General features: G+C 52.8%; 17 protein-coding genes. 3 read left to right on the top strand and 14 right to left on the bottom strand.

Annotation, left to right across the window (positions count from 1 at the left end; all coding sequences use genetic code 11):
- The first annotated feature begins 63 nt into the window (after positions 1-63).
- Complete coding sequence (locus NFS35_RS18020; protein ID WP_251208499.1) at positions 64-1,803, top strand: helix-turn-helix domain-containing protein; 1,740 nt, start codon at positions 64-66, stop codon at positions 1,801-1,803.
- A gap of 125 nt (positions 1,804-1,928) precedes the next feature.
- Here the strand turns inward: NFS35_RS18020 and NFS35_RS18015 are convergent, their stop codons facing one another.
- The 7 genes from NFS35_RS18015 to NFS35_RS17985 all read right to left on the bottom strand — a co-directional run bounded on the left by NFS35_RS18015 (position 1,929) and on the right by NFS35_RS17985 (position 5,742).
- Positions 1,929-2,075 (bottom strand): hypothetical protein, encoded by a 147-nt coding sequence (locus tag NFS35_RS18015; RefSeq protein WP_251208498.1) that lies wholly within the window; start codon positions 2,073-2,075, stop codon positions 1,929-1,931.
- 88 nt (positions 2,076-2,163) lie between these two features.
- The gene (locus NFS35_RS18010) at positions 2,164-2,775 is read right to left on the bottom strand and encodes a manganese catalase family protein (protein WP_251208497.1); all 612 of its coding nucleotides are present in this window, start codon (positions 2,773-2,775) and stop codon (positions 2,164-2,166) included.
- Positions 2,776-3,030 carry a spore coat protein CotJB gene (locus NFS35_RS18005; RefSeq protein ID WP_251208496.1) on the bottom strand — a complete coding sequence of 85 codons (255 nt, stop codon included), beginning with the start codon at positions 3,028-3,030 and terminating at the stop codon, positions 2,776-2,778. It abuts the gene before it with no gap.
- Positions 3,030-3,149, bottom strand: a complete 120-nt coding sequence (locus tag NFS35_RS18000) for a spore coat associated protein CotJA (protein WP_289768509.1) — start codon at positions 3,147-3,149, stop codon at positions 3,030-3,032. The genes NFS35_RS18005 and NFS35_RS18000 overlap by 1 nt, the downstream gene beginning before the upstream one ends.
- Positions 3,150-3,343: 194 nt before the next feature.
- On the bottom strand, positions 3,344-4,237 hold the full coding sequence (locus NFS35_RS17995) for a DegV family protein (protein WP_251208494.1): 894 nt from the start codon (positions 4,235-4,237) through the stop codon (positions 3,344-3,346).
- 120 nt (positions 4,238-4,357) lie between these two features.
- Positions 4,358-5,017 (bottom strand): sensor histidine kinase, encoded by a 660-nt coding sequence (locus tag NFS35_RS17990; protein ID WP_251208493.1) that lies wholly within the window; start codon positions 5,015-5,017, stop codon positions 4,358-4,360.
- A gap of 29 nt (positions 5,018-5,046) precedes the next feature.
- Positions 5,047-5,742, bottom strand: a complete 696-nt coding sequence (locus NFS35_RS17985) for a LytR/AlgR family response regulator transcription factor (protein ID WP_251208492.1) — start codon at positions 5,740-5,742, stop codon at positions 5,047-5,049.
- 244 nt (positions 5,743-5,986) lie between these two features.
- Between NFS35_RS17985 and NFS35_RS17980 the strand changes: the two genes are divergently transcribed.
- Positions 5,987-7,861 carry an ABC transporter ATP-binding protein gene (locus tag NFS35_RS17980; RefSeq protein ID WP_251208491.1) on the top strand — a complete coding sequence of 625 codons (1,875 nt, stop codon included), beginning with the start codon at positions 5,987-5,989 and terminating at the stop codon, positions 7,859-7,861.
- Positions 7,812-9,752 (top strand): ABC transporter ATP-binding protein, encoded by a 1,941-nt coding sequence (locus NFS35_RS17975; RefSeq protein WP_251208490.1) that lies wholly within the window; start codon positions 7,812-7,814, stop codon positions 9,750-9,752. The genes NFS35_RS17980 and NFS35_RS17975 overlap by 50 nt, the downstream gene beginning before the upstream one ends.
- A 90-nt stretch (positions 9,753-9,842) precedes the next feature.
- On the opposite strand, the gene NFS35_RS17970 is transcribed toward NFS35_RS17975, so the two are convergent.
- From NFS35_RS17970 to NFS35_RS17940, 7 genes are all read right to left on the bottom strand, one after another.
- Positions 9,843-11,255 (bottom strand): spore germination protein, encoded by a 1,413-nt coding sequence (locus NFS35_RS17970; protein ID WP_251208528.1) that lies wholly within the window; start codon positions 11,253-11,255, stop codon positions 9,843-9,845.
- A gap of 238 nt (positions 11,256-11,493) precedes the next feature.
- Entirely contained in the window at positions 11,494-12,006 is a 513-nt protein-coding gene (locus tag NFS35_RS17965; protein ID WP_251208489.1) for a dCTP deaminase/dUTPase family protein, read from the bottom strand.
- 32 nt (positions 12,007-12,038) lie between these two features.
- Complete coding sequence (locus NFS35_RS17960) at positions 12,039-13,829, bottom strand: DUF6020 family protein (RefSeq protein ID WP_251208488.1); 1,791 nt, start codon at positions 13,827-13,829, stop codon at positions 12,039-12,041.
- A gap of 61 nt (positions 13,830-13,890) precedes the next feature.
- Positions 13,891-14,451: an anaerobic ribonucleoside-triphosphate reductase activating protein gene (nrdG, locus tag NFS35_RS17955; RefSeq protein ID WP_251208487.1), complete on the bottom strand. Its 561-nt coding sequence runs from the start codon at positions 14,449-14,451 to the stop codon at positions 13,891-13,893.
- An 11-nt stretch (positions 14,452-14,462) separates the two neighbouring features.
- Positions 14,463-16,646: an anaerobic ribonucleoside-triphosphate reductase gene (nrdD, locus tag NFS35_RS17950; RefSeq protein WP_251208527.1), complete on the bottom strand. Its 2,184-nt coding sequence runs from the start codon at positions 16,644-16,646 to the stop codon at positions 14,463-14,465.
- 322 nt (positions 16,647-16,968) lie between these two features.
- Positions 16,969-19,308 (bottom strand): M56 family metallopeptidase, encoded by a 2,340-nt coding sequence (locus tag NFS35_RS17945; protein ID WP_251208486.1) that lies wholly within the window; start codon positions 19,306-19,308, stop codon positions 16,969-16,971.
- The gene (locus NFS35_RS17940) at positions 19,305-19,688 is read right to left on the bottom strand and encodes a BlaI/MecI/CopY family transcriptional regulator (RefSeq protein ID WP_251208485.1); all 384 of its coding nucleotides are present in this window, start codon (positions 19,686-19,688) and stop codon (positions 19,305-19,307) included. Before NFS35_RS17940 ends, NFS35_RS17945 begins: the two co-directional genes overlap by 4 nt.
- Between the last annotated feature and the right edge of the window lie 45 nt (positions 19,689-19,733).

Here is a 19,733-nt window from a genome sequence, read left to right as displayed (position 1 = left end):
CGGCTTTCCCGGAACGGTCATCCCGCGGTAAAATAGCATGACCAGCTGAAACGGAGGCATCATATGGCTTTTCAACCAAAGGAACCGGGCTTTTTTACAATTTCTGACCTGCAGGAGGCACTGGAATATATCGAGGCGAATCTTCTGGAAGCGCTGACTCCCGGCCTGATTGCGGCCCATTTTTTCGTCAGCCCGTCAACGCTGTCCTCTCTCTTCAAGCTGGTGTGCGGCATGACGGTCATGGAGTATATCCGCAACAGGCGGCTCACGCTGGCTGCGGCGGAATTGTCCTCCTCCGGCGCTCCTGTCATAGAGCTGGCCTACAAATACGGCTATGATACGCCGGAGGCCTTCACGAAAGCCTTTTCCAGATTCCATGGCTTCCCGCCCAGCTTCGTCAGGCGCGGCTTTCCGGTCTCGAAGGTATTTCTGCCCCTGCGGGTCAATGTCGTACTGGAGGGCGGCTGGGCATGCGCAGACCTGACAAAATCCAATCCTACAGGACAAGACCAGTCTTCCCTTTCCTGTTATGATACCTTTATCAAGGACGAAGGAGGAAGACGAATGGACAGTCAAAATATTTACCGGATTGACCTAAGCAGGATGCAGTTTCAGAGGGAATGGGGCATCCTCTGCTCTTTGGCGGAGGATTTGATTCAAGGCCGGATTCCTTTCAAGGTGGATGGCAAGACCATGATTTTTGCCCATGGCCTGGAATTTCCCCTGGAGAAGATCTGCCTGACCTTTCAGTGGGACGACGAGGAGCGGGTCAGGAGATTCTTCCGCTATGATTCGGAGACGCAGCATACGGGTGGGAGCTTTCAGTATTTCGATGGACAGTACAGGGACATGAGGGTCAGGTGTATGTTCTACGATGTCTGCCCCGGCCAGGACTCGGAGACGCTCCTGTACCGAAATACTGATTCCGTACAGGTGGGCGCTCTTCTGCTCCCTGTGCAGTCCCTGGAGTTTTATTATGAAAATGCGGAAAAAGATACGCCTTTCTACAGCATGGTGGCAAGGCGGCTGGGAAAGCCCGGGAACTACCGTGCCCAAAACAAGCGCGCATGGGAATATTCCGCCTACGAATTCTGGCTTAGGACTTCCGGGCAGCCTGCCGAAAGGGCGGAAAAGAGCCTGGAGAATCCCCTGGGCATGTTAAGGAAATACGCGGCTTATTTCGACGGCTATGAGGGCGTGCGGATAGCGAATATATGCGGCTCTTGCGGAAAAAAGGCCGTGGCTTTGGCCATCCTGGGCGCGGAGGTCACTGTCTTTGACATTTCGGAGGACAACAGAAGATATGCCCTGGAAGTGGCTGCGGCCGCAAAGGTGGCGCTGGATTATCAGGTATGCGATGTTCTGGATATGGATATAGAGAAGTATCGTGAGTCCTTTGATGTGGTGTTCATGGAGGGCGGCGTTCTGCACTATTTCCATGACCTGGATGAATTCATGGGCATTATGTACGCTCTGTTGAAATGGGGCGGGAAGATGATCTGCAGCGATTTCCATCCATTTTCCAAGATATCGGATATCCTGGAGCTGGAACAGCCTTCCATGAGCTATTTTTCCACGGAGGTCTTCGAAGGGGAAATGGCCCATGCCCGCTTCTATCCGGATGCCGTCAGAAGCCAGATGCCGAAATGCCTTTACAGGAAATATACCATCAGCGAGATCATCAATGCTATCGTCAGATGCGGATTCCTGCTGGAGAAATTCGATGAGCATCCGGCGTGGACTGACGACAGGCTCCCAGGGGAGTTCACGGCGGTGGCAGTTAAAAGACAGATTGGGCCGTAGGGCGCAGTAGGATACAGATTGATGGCTCGCGATGGGCCCGCCTGACGACAAGGGCGGGCCTATTCCGGTTTCATTTGGACTTCCGCCTGATTTTCCCGCGGGCAATGGCAATAGCTTACCTGGGCTTACTGCTTTTCCAGCCTCTCTATCCTACAGCTATGGGGATTGTTGACATCATCCTTGTCATAATTTATCTCCACGGCCAATATCTCGCCTGCATACTCTTCAAATTCCCCATTATAATATGCAAAGCACAATCTCCCTTTGGGCATCCAGTCCTAAAAGACAGCAAAAAACAGGCAATCCCTCTTGCAGAACAAGGAACTGCCTGTTGGTGTTCTATCCAGATTTACATCATAATCAGTCGCAGCATTCCTTTGTGTCAAAGGCAGGGTTGAACGCATAGAAATTCCTGCTGTCCAGCCTATCCTGTACGATGCGCAGCGCTTCGCCGAACCGCTGGAAATGCACGATTTCCCGCATGCGCAGGAACTTGATGGGCTCGCACACATCCGGCTCTTTCACCAGGCGCAGGATGTTGTCATAGGTGGTGCGGGCCTTCTGCTCCGCCGCCAGGTCCTCCATCAAATCCGTCACAGGGTCCCCTGTCACCTGGAACTGGGCGGCAGTGAAAGGGAATCCCGAAGCAGCCTGCGGCCATACGCCGACGGTATGATCCACATAATAGCTGGCGAAGCCGCTCTTTTCGATTTCCTCCATGGACAGGTTCCGGGTGAGCTGGTGGACGATAGCCGCCACCATTTCCAAATGTGCCAGCTCTTCGGTACCGATGTCCGTCAGGACGCCCGCCACTTCTCTGTAGGGCATGGAATAGCGCTGGGAAAGATAGCGCATGCTGGCTCCCATCTCGCCGTCCGGCCCGCCGTATTGGCTGATGATGGCCTGGGCCAGCTTCGCGTTGGGCTCCTTGATGTTCACGGGAAATTCCAATCTTTTCTCATAACTCCACATTTATGCGCACTCTCCTTCCCAGGGCAGGGGCGCCGCGCCCCATCTCCATTCCTTGCTGCTCTCGGCGTATCTGGTGTTCAGAGGGTAATATTTCTGGGAAAACTCCTTTTCCATCTGAAGCTTGATTCGGTTGTAATGGTTGAAGTACTCCTGTGCATTGCGGTCAAAGGGATGGGTGTCCAGGTACAGGACAAGTTCCGTCAGGACGAAATCCGCAATCCCGATATCTCTTAACAGCTGTTCCTTCTCTCCCATTATACACATCTCCTTCCTGTGAAAGGCTTATCCAGTTCAGGGAATATTGTTCCGGCACAATACCCTTTCTCCAAGTCTTCACACAACCGCTCAAATTTCTGCCACGGCACATAAGCCATCGCTACCGGGAAATCATCAAAATTGTTGTCATTCCAATGTTCGTGCATTTTGAGACCTTTCTTTCATAGATTTTAGCTTGCTATTATAATATGAGGAATCGGGAAATCTGTGAAAACCGTGGAAAGAAAAGTGCCCGGCCAACCGCAGTCTGTCTGCTTCTGCGTGATTGTCCGAGCACTGAATATTCAGCTCTTTATCTTGACTCTCCCATGAAGAACAGGGCGATTGTGCCGGGGCCTGAATGGGCGCCTATGGTAGGGCCTATGTGATTGATCAGGAAATGCTGGTATCCGTACCGTTCTTTTATCAAATCCCTCACATATTCCGCGTCCTCCAGGGCATCCCCATGGCTGATGAACACATAATCATCCTTGTTCTCCTCTGCCCAGGAACCCATCTTCTCTTCCATATAATCCACCAGCGCGGCCAGGGATTTCTTTCTGCCCCGCACCTTCCCAATCAGAATCAGGTGCCCCTCGCTGTCCACATGGAGCTTGGGCTTGATGGAGACCAGCGTCCCCAGGACAGCTGCCGTCCTGCTGACGCGCCCGCCCCTGTATAAATGGAACAAGTCATCCACCGTAAATACATGGACGAAATTCTGCACATGCTCTTCCAGCCATTTCGCCGTCTCTTCCATGGACTTTCCCGCATCGCGCATCCTTGCCGCCTTATGCACGAACAGCCCCTCCCCCATGGACGCGCCCAGGCTGTCCACCACTCTAATCTTCACATCCGGACGCTCTTCCATGATTTCAGCGGCCGCCATGCGGATATTGCCGCAGGTTCCGCTCAAGCCCGAAGAGAATGCAAGGTAGAGGATTTCCATGGGATTTTCATTCCCGAAAAGGGCTCTCGTTATATACTCCTCCAGCTGTTCCTTCGCCTCGGCAGGATTGATCTGGGAGGTAGTCGGCATCTTGCCCTCCTCCCGCATCATGGCATAGAACTCTTTCCAGTCCAGTTCCCTGTCCCTGCCATATGTGACTCCGTCCAGAATATAGCTGATGGGCAGGCATCCTACGTCATGCTCCTCCAGATATTCTTTCGGCAAATCCGTCGTGCTGTCGGTTATGATTTTAAACATATATGTCCCTCCATGGCCTTTTTCTTTTACTCAGCTTTCTTGACTTTATCACAAATCCGCGCGTCTGTCAAATCCGCCGGCCCTCTGCGGGACGTGCTTCCCGTCTCTCTGCCGAATCTCCTACTGCGGCAGCAGAATCTCCGTGGTAAAGGCTCCGTCCTCGCTGTTTCGGCTGATATACCCCTGATATCTCTCCACAATGGTATCCACCCGCACCAGGCCGTGCCCATGCCCCATGCCCTTCGTCGTCCTAAAACGTCCGGCTTCTTTCTTCTGTTTCCTCTGGGCCGTGGTATTGGTAAAGGACATGTACAGCTGCGTGTTCTTCATGTCCATGTAGACACGAATCAGCCTATCCTCCTTGGGCAGTTCCATGCAGGCCTCGATGGCATTGTCGAACAGATTGCCCATGATGATGCACAGATCCAACTCCGACGTCGTCAGCGATACCGGCACATGGGCATCCGCCCTGACTGTGATGTCCCTGGATCTGGCCAGCGAGATTTTGCTGTTCAGGATTACATCCGTCATCTTGTTTCCGGTCTTCAGGGCCATATCCACAGCCTCCAAATCGGCGCTCAGCTCTTTCAGATAAGCTTTCAGCGATTCCATGTCTCCCATCCGGGCATAACTTCCGAGCACCTGGATATGATTGCGGTAATCATGCCGCCAGCTCCTGATCTGCCGGTACATGTTCTCCACCTCCGCGTAATGCGTGGCCAACAGGTCGCTCTGGTATGCCGCGATTCTTTTGTCGATTATCTTGTCCAGCAGATGCATCCCGACTTTCCTTTCCGTCTGTATGAAGTTCAGAAATACTGTATCAACGCCCGATTCAATCCCTCATACGCTTTTCTGGACAGAGGGAGCTCCTCGCTTTCCTTCAGCGTCACGGCAGTCTTCGTCACTTTCTTCACGAACCGCAGATTCACCACATAGGATCGATGAATTTTGTAAAAGCTGTCGTCCAGCTCTTCCTCCAGCTCGCGCAGCGTGCGCTTTACGCTGTAGGTTTCCCCGGCGTGCACCGTGACATAATTTTTCATCACTTCCAGATATCGAATCTCATCTAACGGCAGCCTGACCATGCTCCCGCCCCAGGACAGAACCAGTACATTCCCCCTTGCCCCCAGCCTCTCCATGGCCCGCTCCAGCACGGTTTCCAGCTTCCCCTGAGTCACCGGCTTGAGCAGATAGTGCAGAGCCTCCACGTCATAGCCCTGCTCGATATAGTCCATGTATCCCGTGATGAATACAATCTGGAGCTTCGCACCTGTGGCGCGCAGCCGTTTCGCCAGCTCTACTCCGCTCATGCCGTTCATTTCGATGTCCAGGAACAGCACGTCTACGCCATTGTCGTCTTCATAGGCGAACAGAAAAGCCTCCGCGGAGGGATAGGTTTCGATTTGAAAGGGCGTGTTCGATTTCTTGCTCCAGTTATTTATCAGCGATACTACATACTGTATGTCTGCCGGATTGTCGTCACATACTGCAAATCTGTACATTTCTTTTCCCCCTGTGCCGCAATGCCCGAAATCCATGGGCGCCCTGTCCTCTCGGACATTATACTACATCCGGCCTGAAAATGGTATCTTATTTTAGGACCTTTTTTTCGGCTGACACCATCCCTCCACACAACTTATCCCCGAAATCATGCATTTCGTCACCCAATCCGCATTCCTTCCTTTTCTGTGCTATACTATCCTCAGGAACTGTTCCTTAGTCCAACAAACCCTGAAAGGAAAAATTATGGCAGAACAAGAGTTAAAACAAAAAGAAAAAGGCAAGTACAACATGTGGCAGTCTGCAGGCTTCATGATTCGGCTGGCCATTCGGGAGCGGGAAAAGAAAGTCCCCATCCTGTGCGTCCTGACAGCGCTCCTGGCTGTGGCGAACAATCTGACCGGACTCTATGTGGCGCCCGTCATCATCGGATCCGTAGAGGCCCACCAGTCCCTGAACCGATTGTTCCTCATCATACTGGCATTTTTGTTCCTGAACATCCTGCTGAACGGGGCATCCGGCTATCTCTATGTCAATGTCCTGTATGGCAGGGTTACCGTGCGCTCCAGCCTTATTGCGCGGCTGAACACAAAGATGGCCGTCACCTCCTATCCCAATACGGACAATGATGAACTGCTGAAGAAGTTGGCCAAAGCCGGTGATGCCCTGAACAGTAATGCAGCGGCTGGCGAGGCCATATGGACCACCCTGACCGATCTGCTCAGGGACGTGACGGGGTTCCTGTTCTATTTAATGCTTTTGTCCCACGTCAATCCTCTGCTGATTGCAGCCATATCCGCTGCCACCGTTGCGGGATACTGCATCAACAAGCCCCTGTCCGAATACCGCTACCGGCACCGGGAGGAAGAGGGGGAATGCGATCAGATGTTCTGGCACTTCTTCACCTGTACCGAGGACAAGAAAATGGCAAAGGATATCCGCATCTTCGGCATGCAGCCCTGGCTGGAGCAGGTATTTAGCAGCACCCGGGATACATTCCGCGCTTTCCACAGGCGCGTGCAGAACAGATATCTGTGGGGCAGCATCGCCAATCTGATACTGGCCCTTTTTCAGAACGGCTTTGCTTATGCCTATCTGATCTGGCTGGTGCTAAACGAAGATTTAAGCGTATCCATGTTCCTGCTCTATTTTTCCGCCGTGGGGAATTTCAGCGCATGGGTAAGCGGCATCCTGAACGGTTTCCTCACCTTACATAAGCAGGGCCTGGAAATTTCCAATATCCGGGAATGCCTGGAATTCCCGGAGCCTTTCCTCTTCGAGGAGGGCAAGCCCATCGCCGCAGACACGGCAAATACATACGAAATCCGTCTGGAGGACGTCTCTTTCCGCTATCCGGACGCGGCGGCAGATACTCTTTCCCATATCGACCTGACCCTGCGCCCCGGCGAGAAACTGGCCGTGGTGGGCTTAAACGGCGCGGGCAAGACCACCCTCATCAAGCTCCTCTGCGGCTTCCTGGATCCCACAGAGGGAAAAGTGCTCTTAAACGGCAATGACATCCGCCAGTACGACCGCAGAGACTATTACCGCCTGTTCTCCGCGGTCTTCCAGGACTTCAACATACTGGCCACCACCATTGCCGCCAACATAGCCCAGACAGAGGATCACATCGACAGCGCTAAAATGAAAGAATGTGTGGAAAAAGCCGGCCTCACCCGGAAAATCGAATCCCTGCCCCTGCAATACGACTCCAAAATGCTGCGGGAAATCTATGATGACGCAGTCACTCTCTCCGGCGGCGAGACCCAGAGGCTCATGCTGGCCAGAGCCCTTTACAAGGACGCGCCCCTAGTAGTGTTGGACGAGCCCACTGCGGCGCTGGATCCAATAGCCGAGGCCGATATGTACTGCAAATACGACGAAATGACACAGGGGCGCTCCTCTGTATACATTTCCCACAGACTGGCCTCCACCCGCTTCTGCGACCGCATCCTCCTTATCGAGGGCGGCCGGATTGCGGAGGAAGGCACCCACGAAAAGCTGCTCGCCATGGGCGGCCGATATGCACAGCTCTATGAGGTGCAGAGCAGATATTATAAGGAAGGAGCCGATGGCAATGAACCGCAAATCATCAAAAAAGAAACAAAAAACAAACGATAACAAGATGTTGTCCTGGAAAGAGACCTGGCAAATCAACAAAATGGCGCTGCTGCTGATACACCGCAGCCAGTCCGGGCTAATCGCGACATCCCTGATGCCCTGCGTCTGGAGCGCCCTGACCCCCTATGTGGGCATCTGGCTCCTGGCCCTCATCATTGACGAGCTGTCCGGCAGCCGAAGGCCTCAAAGGCTCCTTACACTGGTGCTGGCCACACTGATTTCCTCGGCATTGATTTCCCTGGCAGACGCTCTGCTAAAAAAAAGAAAGGCCGTAGAGGAGGAATGCCGGTTCTACTATCTGCGCAAAATCACGGCGGACAAAATGATGGACATGGATTTCTGCATCGTGGACAATCCGGACACCGACCGGAAACTGGCCCAGATTCTTCAGAACCAGTCCGGAGGCGGATGGGGACTGATCAGAGCTTTCCGGCTGATGGAGGAACTTCTCACGGCAATCCTCACTCTGTTCGGAGGCATCGCCATGACCATAACTCTGTTCACCAGCCGGGTGCCGGATAATGCCGGGACACTGACTATCCTGAACAATCCCCTTTTCCTGGCTCTCATCATTGCCGTCATGCTGGCCGTGACCTATATCGCTCCCCTGCTCTCCAATAAGGCGGACAGCTATTATGCTTTCAATTCCAACATCCATACGCTGGCCAATCGGCTGTTTGGCCATTATGGATTTATGGGAAAGCGTAAGGAATTCGCCGCTGACATGCGAATCTACCGCCAGGATAAGCTGTGCGAAAAGTATAATAATGACAAGTCCGGCGCTTTCTGCTCTCAGGGCTATTTCGCCAAACTGGCCAGAGGGCCCATGGGACTGTATTCCGGGGCCTCCGGAGCCGTCTCCGTGATGTTCACCGGCGTGGCGTACCTGTTCGCGGGCCTCAAGGCATGGGCCGGAGCCTTTGGGGTAGGCATGATGACCCAATATGTCAGTTCCATCGTCAGGCTGGCGGGAGGCCTCTCCTCTTTCATAGGCACATTAGGGCAGACCCGCATCAACGCCACCTTTGTAAAGATGCTGTTGGATTTTCTGGAGACGCCCAACGTCATGTACCAGGGAAGCCTCACCGTGGAGAAACGAAACGACAGGCAGTATGAAATCGAATTCCAGGACGTATCTTTCCGGTACCCGGGAAACGACCAATATGCCCTCCGCCATGTGAACATGAAATTCACCGTTGGCAGGCGCCTGGCGGTGGTAGGCATGAACGGCAGCGGCAAGACCACTTTCATCAAACTGCTCTGCAGGCTCTACGATCCCACGGAGGGGAGGATTCTCTTGAACGGCATCGATATCCGCAAATACAGCTACCGGGAATACCTCTCCATCTTCTCCGTGGTATTCCAGGATTTTACTTTGACGGATCTGCCCCTGGGCCAGAACGTGGCCGCCGCCATGAACTACGATGGAAGTCTCGCGGAATCCTGCCTGCAGAAATCCGGCTTCGGCGACCGGCTGGACAGACTTCCCGATGGGCTGGAGACCTATCTGTCCAAGAGGTTGAATAAGAACGGCATGGATATGTCCGGCGGGGAAAAGCAGAAAATCGCTCTTGCCAGGGCGCTCTACAGGGATACGCCCTTTATCATCCTGGATGAGCCCACGGCAGCGCTGGATCCTTTGGCGGAGGCGGAAATCTACAGCAACTTCAATGCGATTATCAAGGACAAGACAGCCATCTATATCAGCCACCGACTGTCTTCCTGCAAGTTCTGTGACGACATCCTCGTCTTCGACAGTGGGGCAATCGTCCAGCAGGGCAGCCATGATGTCCTGGTAGAGGATACAGCCGGGAAATACCACGAACTGTGGCAGGCGCAGGCACAATATTATAATAGCCAGCCAAATCCACAGGGCTCTCCAGCCAGATAAACTGATAAAAGGGGGCGTCTCACTACTCATTTCGCGGGACGCCTCCTTTGGCGCTTTTAACCGCTTTTCCACCCGCAGTTCTCTTATGCCCTATCTCGGCTCTTTTTTCAACGCTCCAGGCAGCCGGGTCCGGAACAGTTTGTTCTTCAGCGTCTTCCAACTAAAAGGAATCAGGGGATAGAGGTAGCTCCTGTGGGACACTGTCCGGTTGCAGCCGATAGCCAGCAAAGACAACAATATTCCTCCGATATATCCCCACAGATTGAACCACTGGGTCAGCAGCAAAGTGATGATACGCAGGAACTTCAGGGCATACCCCAGCTCATAGTTGGCCTGGGTATAGTTCGCGATGGCCACGAACGCCATGTACAGCATGACCTCTGGGCTGAACCACCCGCTGTTCACCGAGAACTCCCCCAGCACCAGGGCTGCCATGACACTCAATGGTGTGCTGAGCATATTCGGCGTATTGATGGCCGCCAGCTTCAGGCCGTCTATGGCCAGCTCCAGCACCAGGAACTGCCAGATTAGGGGAAGGTTCGGCTCCTCCTGCAATATGATGAAGGAAAATGTCTCTGGGATAAACTGGGGATTATTCATCATCAGCAGGAAGGTGGGAGTGACCAGGTAAGTCAACAGGGAAATCAGGAACCTGGTCATCCGCAGATAGGTGCCCGTCACCGGAGGGAAGTAATAATCGTCCGCTTCCTCTATCACATCGAATATGGTGGTGGGCAGAATCATGGCCGAAGGGGAATTGTCCACCAAAATGACGATATTGCCCTCCAGCACCTGGGCAGAAGCCGCATCCGGCCGTTCTGTATACTTGAACTTCGGGAAAGGATTGTACCACTTCCTCTGGTAAAGGCATTCCGCCAGAGATTCCTGGTTCATGGTCAGGGCATCCGCCTGGATATTGTTGATTTTCCGCCTTATATCGTCCAGGAAATCCTCATCCACCCGGCCTTTCATATAGCAGAGCGCAATGTCCGTATGAGAGCTTTCCCCGGCGCTCTGCATCTCAATGTGCAGGTCTGTGCTGCGGATTCTGCGGCGAATCATGGCCGTGTTGGACACAAGAGTCTCCACGAAGCCGTCCTTAGAGCCCCGGAGAGTCTTGTCCTTCTCCGGCTCCCCCACGCTCCTGGCCGGATATGTCCTGGAATCTATCAGCAGGGCTTTCTCGTAGCCGTCCACCAGAAGCACAAATATGCCGGAGAGCAGGGCGGTAATCAGGGTATCCCATTTGTCCTCGATGTCCACTTCCGCATAGGGCGTGAATCCTTTCGACAGACCATGGGCGTCCGCCGGCATATCGTCCGGAGTCAGATCCATGAAATACTGCAGCAGCTTCTGCACCAGGTCATCCTTGCAGAAGCCGTCCACCAGGTACATGCAGGCTTCTTTTCCGCCTATCTGGATGACCCGGTAGATGATGTCAAAGTTCTTCTCCACGTCCAGGGCACGGTTCAGGTAAGCCATATTTTCCTGCAGAGAGCCCATAAGGCGGCCGCTTCCTCTTTCGCTTCCATTCATGAGCTTCTCTGTTTTCCTGCCGGAATCTTTCTTCTCTATCATCCAAAAACTCCTTTTCTTTCATGATTTGCGCATGTTCTTACGCTTATCATAGCCAGAACCGGAATTTTTATTCGATTCCACATGCTTTTATATGTTTTAGGACGGCAGAATACTGTCCGCAGGTTTCCTGAGAGGGCGGCCCGCAAAGGTCTCTAAAATAGCGCTATTTTGTCGTGCTCCCCAATCCGCCGTTGCGCACATCGGACACCTCATCGTCCACGGTAATTCCATACTCCAGGAAAATTCCCTGGGCAAAGCCTGACCCCTGGGCAATCTCTATGGTCTTTCCCTCATTGGTGGCATTTGTCATTTTGATAAAGATATGCCCCTCGTTGTCGGAATCATAATAATCGCTGTCAATGATGCCCACAGTATTGTTCATCTGCAGACGGTATTTGAATCCCAGTCCGCTGCGCGGATAAAGGGTGAATACCCAATTTTCGTCCATTTTTACACGGATTCCCGTAGGTATCTTGATGGTCTCGGCAGGCGCGAGGGAAAAGGAAAACGGCGCGTATATATCATACCCGGCACTGCCTTTGGTGGCGCGTTTCGGCAGCATGATTTTTTCATATATCTCCCGGATATCCTTAGCAGAATACTCTGAAAACCCCTCTCTCATGGCTTCCGCAAAATTATCAGGACTTACCTTATAGAACTGTGCTACTCTCTTCATATGTCTCTCTTTCCATAAAATATCTTTCCATATCAAGCCGAAACAAATGCATCGTCTTTCCCGGCATGTATCGAAAAATAGACCCATCCAATCAGCAATGGCACAGACGCCACTGTCGGCAGTTCATAGCGTATCGCCCCAGCCATGGGAGACGCCAAACAGACCAGGATATTCATAACGGACGGCACCAGGAGAATCAATGCACTATACCTGCGGTGTTTGATCAAAAGCATTATCAGAATCGCCACAATCCATGTATACATTCCCGGTGTACACAAATACTTTACCAGCGGCATCACCATGCTCATATTCCACACCATGACAAGCACATTGGACACATTCAGGGAAAATACATGGTGCACGCCAAGCTCTTTCATATAATCATAATGCTCCAGCTGAATCCACGCTTCTATATTCTGGGACACTGGCGCCAGATACCCGTAGCATTTGTTGATGAACGCCGAAAAGTAAGTGCCGGAATGCTTAAAAAACATGCGGAACCATACGCCAAAATATTCATCCATCGCGATACCCTTACAATGATTCTTGATCGGATCCGACAGAACCGGATTATAACTGAAAAGGGCGTCATAGTCAAATACCTTCCCAAGAATCTCTTTCTCCTGCTCCGTGACCTCATCCGGATACTCGCAGACATATCTGGCCGTCTGCTGAAAGGGAATGCTCAGCGGTTCCACCACTGACGCTCCCCGGACTCCCAAAGCAGGATACAGCCCTCTCATCACGCTTTCATATGCAGCCAGGACAATCAGCGATACCGCCGCGATTCTCTTTCTGGATATCCCCCTGAAACGGATTGCCAGAAGAACCAGCGCGGGCAGCACCGCATGTATTCCATTGTTACGCAAAAAAACTGCTCCCAGGCTGCTGCAGGTCAGAAAAACTGCCTCTTTTTTGCCGCATTCTTTCCGAATCAGAATCTCCAGCATACAGATAGTCTGCAGCAGAGCGATTTCCGCATAGAAAAGGTCCTTTTCCAGCCATTGGGCATAAGTCCCCCACAGCGGAGTGAACGCGAATAAGGCGATTCCCAGCAGGCACCATTTGATTGGAATCCCCAAATCCTTCAGTTTTTTCATACTTAAGGAAAATATCAGCGCCCCTGCGCATGTCTGCATGAGGCAGTATAGAAAAAAGCCGAAATTAGCATCCACCAGCAAGCGTCCCACAGAAAAAAGGCTGCCCATAATCACCGAAGACAGCGGCGGATGTCCTACAGCCCATTGTTCCTCTCCGAAAAACTCTTTGAGCTGCAAAATACTGTCAGGGCAATCGGATCCCGGATAATTCATCACAATCCAGGGAAGCCATCCCAAAAAAATAATACAGAAACCAATCAACAGAAAATGCTTGTCCAGTATAAGCAGAAAGCCATTCTTTTCTGTCTTTGCCGACTCCATAATGTTTTGATTGAACAGATGATAGACACATCTGAGAATCCCATACAAAATAATCCAGATACCTATTATACAAAAGCAGGATATCATGAACTGATAGCTGTTCTCAAACAGAAAATCCGCAGAATCAAATTTTTTAAAGCTGATTGACGCAACCAACATCACAGAAAGGAAAAGTGAAAAAAGAAGAGAGCCGATATCCGGCTTATCATCTTTCTTTTTCACAAAACGCAACATGATGAACACTGCAGCAAATACGAACAAATCTGTGTACTCAGGTCCGTAAAAAGTACCATACAGCTTATGCATTCCATTGAGCAGAGCCGAATCGGGAAAACTACCGACAAATATCTCAAATCTACAGTGCAGCGCAAAGACAGCCACCAAAGACAGCAAAATCTCCATCCTATATCCCCCTTCTGTGCCAGGATTGCATCCAGTGCCATAAATGGCCCCCTTATGCCTGTCAGTCACAGCATCCACATATATTATCCGGCTTATCCGCTATTGTATACTCCTGCTCATAATCGCCGCAGTGAATCACCGGCACAGAGGGGTCTTCCCGGGCCAGCGTCCTCTGCACATCTATCACCCGCTGGTTCGCGCTGCCTTTCCATAGAAGCTTCACATCTTTCTCATCCTCATGGAATTCCCCGTCTACCAGCACATCAATGTACTTCATCATAGGATAATGCAGGATATCCTCCCAGCTGTCGCCCGTGTAGAGCCAAATCGTCTTTTCCGGATGTCTCTCCTTGATTTCAGCCATCAATCCCCTTACATCCAGCCTATTGGCAGGGTGCAGAGGGTCTCCCCCGGAAAAAGTGATGCCGGAGATATAGCTTTTCCCTAACTCCTCAAAAATCTCATCCCGGGCCGCCTTATCAAACAGCAGCCCTCCGTCCGGATCCCAGGTCAAGGGATTCTGGCAGCCCTTGCAGCAATGGTTGCAGCCGGCCAGCCAGAGCACCACCCTCAGACCATCGCCATTCAGCATATCATCAGACGTTATATTGTGATATCTCATATTAATGCTCCCTACATGCTCCTGCGCTCCGCAATCTCCGCCATCTTCGCGTCATTCAGCCTGGTGTCCCCATGCACCCTGGAATAGGACAGATAGCCGTTCATGCGGTCAATCTTGGTCAGGTTGCGGCTGCCGCACTTGGGGCACACGTCCATCTCCAGCTCCTGATGGCCGCAGTCATCGCAGTAAGCCAAAGACAGGTTGACCCCCTCGTAAAAGCCCAAATCCATGGCCCGGCGAATCAGCGTCCTTATCGCTTCAATGTTATAATCTATAGGATATTTCACATACTGAATCTTCCCGCCATTGCTCAAATCCCAGAAACGATTCTCCAGATTCTGCTTCTGGATAGGCGTAATGTCCTCCGCCACATGGCAATGGAAGCTGTTGCTCACATATTCCCTGTCGGAGACGCCCTCTATGATACCGTATTTATTGCGGAACTGCTTCACCTGCAGCCCGCACAAATTCTCCGCAGGCGTGCCGTAGATGGCGTACAGATTGCCGTCCTCTTCCTTGAATTCATTGATCCGCTTGTTGATGTACTCCAGCACCTCCACGGCAAACTCCCCGTCCTCCACCAGGGACTTGCCATTGTACAGCTCCTGCAGCTCATTCAGCGCCGTGATGCCGAAGCTGGCAGTGGCAGACTTCAATAGCGGCTTTATCTTGTCCGTGAGCTTCAGGTGCCCGCCCAGGAAGCCGCCCTCGCAGTAAGCCAAAGGATTCGTGGAGGCCCGCATCTCGCCCAGATAGGCATAGGTACGGATGTGGAGCTGGCGGATCAGATTCAGATAATAGTCCAGCACCTTGTAAAAGTCCCGGCTCTCCTTCCTGGCCTTTGCCAGAATCATGGGCAGATGCAGCGACACCGCCCCGATGTTGAACCGTCCCACGAACACAGGTTTGTCCTGGTCGTCAGCCGGGTGCATGCCCCCTCTCTCATACCAGGGGGACAGGAACGCCCTGCAGCCCATGGGGGACACGATGCGCCCGTACTGCTTGTACATGCTGGCCACATACCCTTTTCCCGTCAGGCTCAGCCAGTCAGGATACATGGTCTTGGCGGAACACTGCACTCCAGCCTCGAACACATCCTCCAGGGGCTTGCCCGGCCCATGAAGATTCTCATCGTATAAGAACACAATCTTTGGAAACAGCACCGGCTTTTTATGCTCCTTCTTGCCTTGGCCGCCTTTTCTCACTTCCAGCATAGTCATGGTGGCCAGTTTGGCGAACCGTCCAGTCCCTGTGCCCGCAGTCACCGTGATGAAAGGATAGTCTCCTCTGCTGCTTCCCACTGTGTTGAATTTATACTCCCAGCCCTGGAAGCCCTGCTCATACTCCCTGACTACATCCGCGTAGGCTTCCGCTTCTGCGGCTTCTTTCTCTATGCCCAGGCGCTGGTATTTCTCGATATATCGATGATAGGACTTCTCAGCATAAGGCTCCAGTATCAGATCCACGCTGGGAACGGTAAATCCGCCGTACTGCTGGCTGGCGGCGCTGAGCACGATATCCCCGATGACGTCGAAAGCCACGTCCAGAGATTTCGGCTCATTGTACCACACATTCCCCATCTCGAAGCCGCCGCTCAAGACATTCTGCACATCGAACAGGCAGCAGTTCATGGTGTCCCGCCTGGCGGACATGTCGTGGACATAGATATAGCCGTCCCGGCATGCCTGGATTTCCTCCGTAGTCATGAAAAATTTCTGATATAATTCCTTGTTCAGCTGGTTGAACACCAGGCTCCTCTTGGTGGCCACCAGGGCGGAGTCCGTGTTGGCATTCTCCTTGTCGCCGATGTACATGATGGACTGGCTCTTCTTGTACACATCGTCCAGCATGCGCACGAAATCCTGCTTATAGTTGCGGTAGTCCCGGTAACTCTTGGCCACTACCGGCTTCACCTGCTCCAGGGCGCTCTCTACGATATTATGCATGACAGGTATCGGAACTTCGTCCATCCCCAGCTCGTCCACCTTATCGATCACATGCTGACAGATAAGGCTCTCCTCCTCTACGGTAAATTTCGCCAGGGCCCTGTACGCGCTCTTGGCCACGGCACTGATTACTTTCTGTACGTTGAAAGCCTCTTTGCTGCCGTCCTTTTTGATCACGCACACTTCCCTGGCGGGCTTGTACTTCTCTCCATAGTTGATGTTCTCTGCAGCTGTCTGACTCTGTTCCATGTTCATAGCCCCATCCCTTCTCCTTACCAGCATCCGCGCATTCCATCAGGATATTTTGGGAATGCCCTTGTTCCACAGAATCGCTTTTGTTCCATGAAAATACCTGCTTTCCTAAGACGCTTTTTTAATACAAAATATAGTGTTCCGTCTTTTCCAAATTCCAATATATTGTGCCGTGTACATACCAGTATATGAAAAAAGGGAATGCTTGTCAATCTTTGGTTTAGAGATGCTTTATTGTTTGAATTACGTTTGTCCGGTAAAAAAGGCCAGCGTTTCCCAGGTTCCGCCAGGAACCCGGGACGCCGGCTGTCATGTCCGCCTAAGACGCGTCTGCCCCAAATTCAATTGCGTCTGCCACAAATCCAATGGAGATGCTGCCCTTTACATTTCCCAAATCCCCATCCGTCGCCCGGAGGAACAGCTTATAGGTTCCGGGCTTTGCCAGCGGGCGGAGGGTAAAGCTGGCGATGCATTCCAGGCCTTCATCTTCCTGACGGCGATTCTCCACAGTCCAATAGGTGGTTTCCAAAGATTCTTCCCCGGGTTCGGCGAAGCCCACCTGCATACCGTTTCCCGTCTCCGCCCGGACGGCATACCAAAGCCTGTCGCCCTCGGACAGGGTGTACTCCCCCAGATAAACCACCCGGCCCTCGGCTACACTCTCCAGATCCACCGGGATGACCCGGGGATACCAGGTTCTGCCGCTGGCAGATTGATGCCAACCGTCGCTGTCATCGTCGCTGTCCCCGTCATCCTGCCCATCGTCATCCCTGTCATCCCCCGCTTCATCGCCTCTGTCGCCATCCCCATCCCGTACGTCCTCATCATCATGACCCTCAAGCAGCTCAGCCACTTCCGCGTCCGTCATGTAATCAGCGCCTGTAATCTGATTGTCCCCATCGCGGATAATCTTGATATTGACGGTTCCCGCCGGGTTCATGTTCAGCGTCCAGAAAGCCTTGCCGGGCCGGATGTCCAGAAAGATATCGACCAGCTGCCCCTGGTAGTAATAATTCTTGCCGTCCATCGTGACACCTACCGCCCGGTATTCCGCCGCCTGCGCTTCCTTCCACTCTTTTTCCCATTCTTCTTTCAGTTCGTCAAATTCGTCCTCCCGGTTCAGCGCGTTGAACAGCATGGACTGGAAACTCCACTTTTCGTCCTCCAACGCCTTACTCAGCCATTTGTCCAGCGCCTCCTCGCTCATATGCATGGCCAGGACAGAAAAGTAAGAGATGTCGTCGTCCCTGTAGGCTTTGTCCGCATAGCGCTGAATCAAAGTACCGTCCTCGTCCAGCAGATTGACCGCGGCGTTCCAGAATCCGATTTGATCATCGGCGTAAATCCTGTCCAGCCATTTGTCCTGCGCCTCTTCGTCCAGCCGGGAGAAAGCGATTTGGAACAGGGGCAGGCTGCCAGCCTCATAGTACCGCTCTGCCTGGGAATCATAATCCTTGTCATCCGCTCCTGTCCCCGCCCGGGCGGGAGAGCCGTTCCTGATTTCGTCGCCGGTCCCGTTCCCGGCTCCAGCCCCGCTCCCATATCCGCTTCCCTGCCCGGACACCGACTCCCCGCCGGATGGCTGCCCGGCTGCGGCGGCAATGGGGTAAACGCCCACGAAAGCCGCCCCTAAAACCACGCACAGCGTCAGCGCGCCTGTCAAGATCCGTATCGCTTTCGATTTCTTCCTGAAATTCATGATGGCACCTAACCTTTCTTTCAATAGCTGCTTATTTTCATTCAAAGTGACCGCGCCGACACTTTCCCTGTATTTCCCCACCGCCGCCATAGCGTCAAGCAAGGTCTTCCCATAGTCCCGCGCATCGCCGCCCATTTTTGCCAGAACGGCTTCGTCGCAGGAAAACTCACCGGCCTTTGTAATCTCCTGCCCCATCAGATGCACCAGAGGATTGAACCAATGCAGACAGACCGTCACCTGTACCAGCCACTTATAGAACATATCCCCCCGCCTGTAATGCGTCAGCTCATGCAGAACGATATAATAAAAATCTTTTTCAGAAATATCCGTCTCCGGCAGAACGATGCACGGACGGAAGAAGCCGATCAGCAGCGGCGAAGAGATTAGCGGACTGACCCATAGCTCTACCGGCCTTTTGACGCCTGCCTGCTCTGCCGCCGCGGAAAACCGGTCCAATACCGCAATGTCAGGAACCGGCGCAGCCCCGGCGCGAAGATACCGAACAAAGCCCTGATAGATTGTCACTTTCCGTATCAGCAGACCCAGCGCCGCCCCCAGCCAGACCAGCCAGGCATGCTCTGTCAGCCCCGCCCAGAAATCCCGGAACAGATGAGCGGACGGCAACGCCTCCGCCTCATCGACTACATTTTCATCGTCTTCCCCTGTCTCCATAAAAGGGACAGAAACGCTTCCCGCCGCATCCGGCAGAGCCTGCTGCATATCGGCCGTCCCGGTCATCGTCTGGCTGATGGCCCGGTCTACGTCCTGATAGGCATTTCCCAGCAGATTCGTCTCCGGCCCGAAAGGAAACAGCAGCCGCAGAACGGCCACCAGCCAAATGTAATACTGCCATTGCCGGCTGATTCTGTCCTTCACAAATCTTTTGCCCAAAAACAGAACCAGAATCAGAAGCCCGCCGGAAAAGGACATGGACAAAATAAGTTTCAAAACAGTGTTCATGGCTTCTCCTCCCCCTGCTCCAGCAGCTTCCTCAATTCCTCGTGCTCCTCCTCTGTCAGCAAATCGCCTGAAATCAGGTTGGAGACCAACCCTTTCACGCTCCCCTCATAGATTTTGTCCAGAAAGCTTTTCGTCTGTGCCGTCTGGTACGCCGTCTCCGAGACCAGCGCGGTGTATTCGTTCCGGCGGCCGATCTTCCTGGCGCTCAGATAGCCCTTGGCCATCAGCCGCGACAACAGCACAATCAGGGTATTCTTCTGGCAGGGCTTCCCCCTGGCCGCCAGACCGTCCATAATATAGGAAAAAAGCGTCACATCCTCCGGGTTTCCCCATACGATTTTCATGATTTCAAGTTCGGCATCCGATATCTGCTGTACCATATCCGCATCCTCCTTAATGTATGACATTGTGCCGACTATTAAAAT

The sequence above is a fragment of the Acetatifactor aquisgranensis genome (genome assembly GCF_943193215.1).
In the GTDB taxonomy this organism is placed as follows: domain Bacteria; phylum Bacillota; class Clostridia; order Lachnospirales; family Lachnospiraceae; genus Acetatifactor; species Acetatifactor aquisgranensis.
This window is presented reverse-complemented; position numbering and strand designations above follow the sequence as displayed.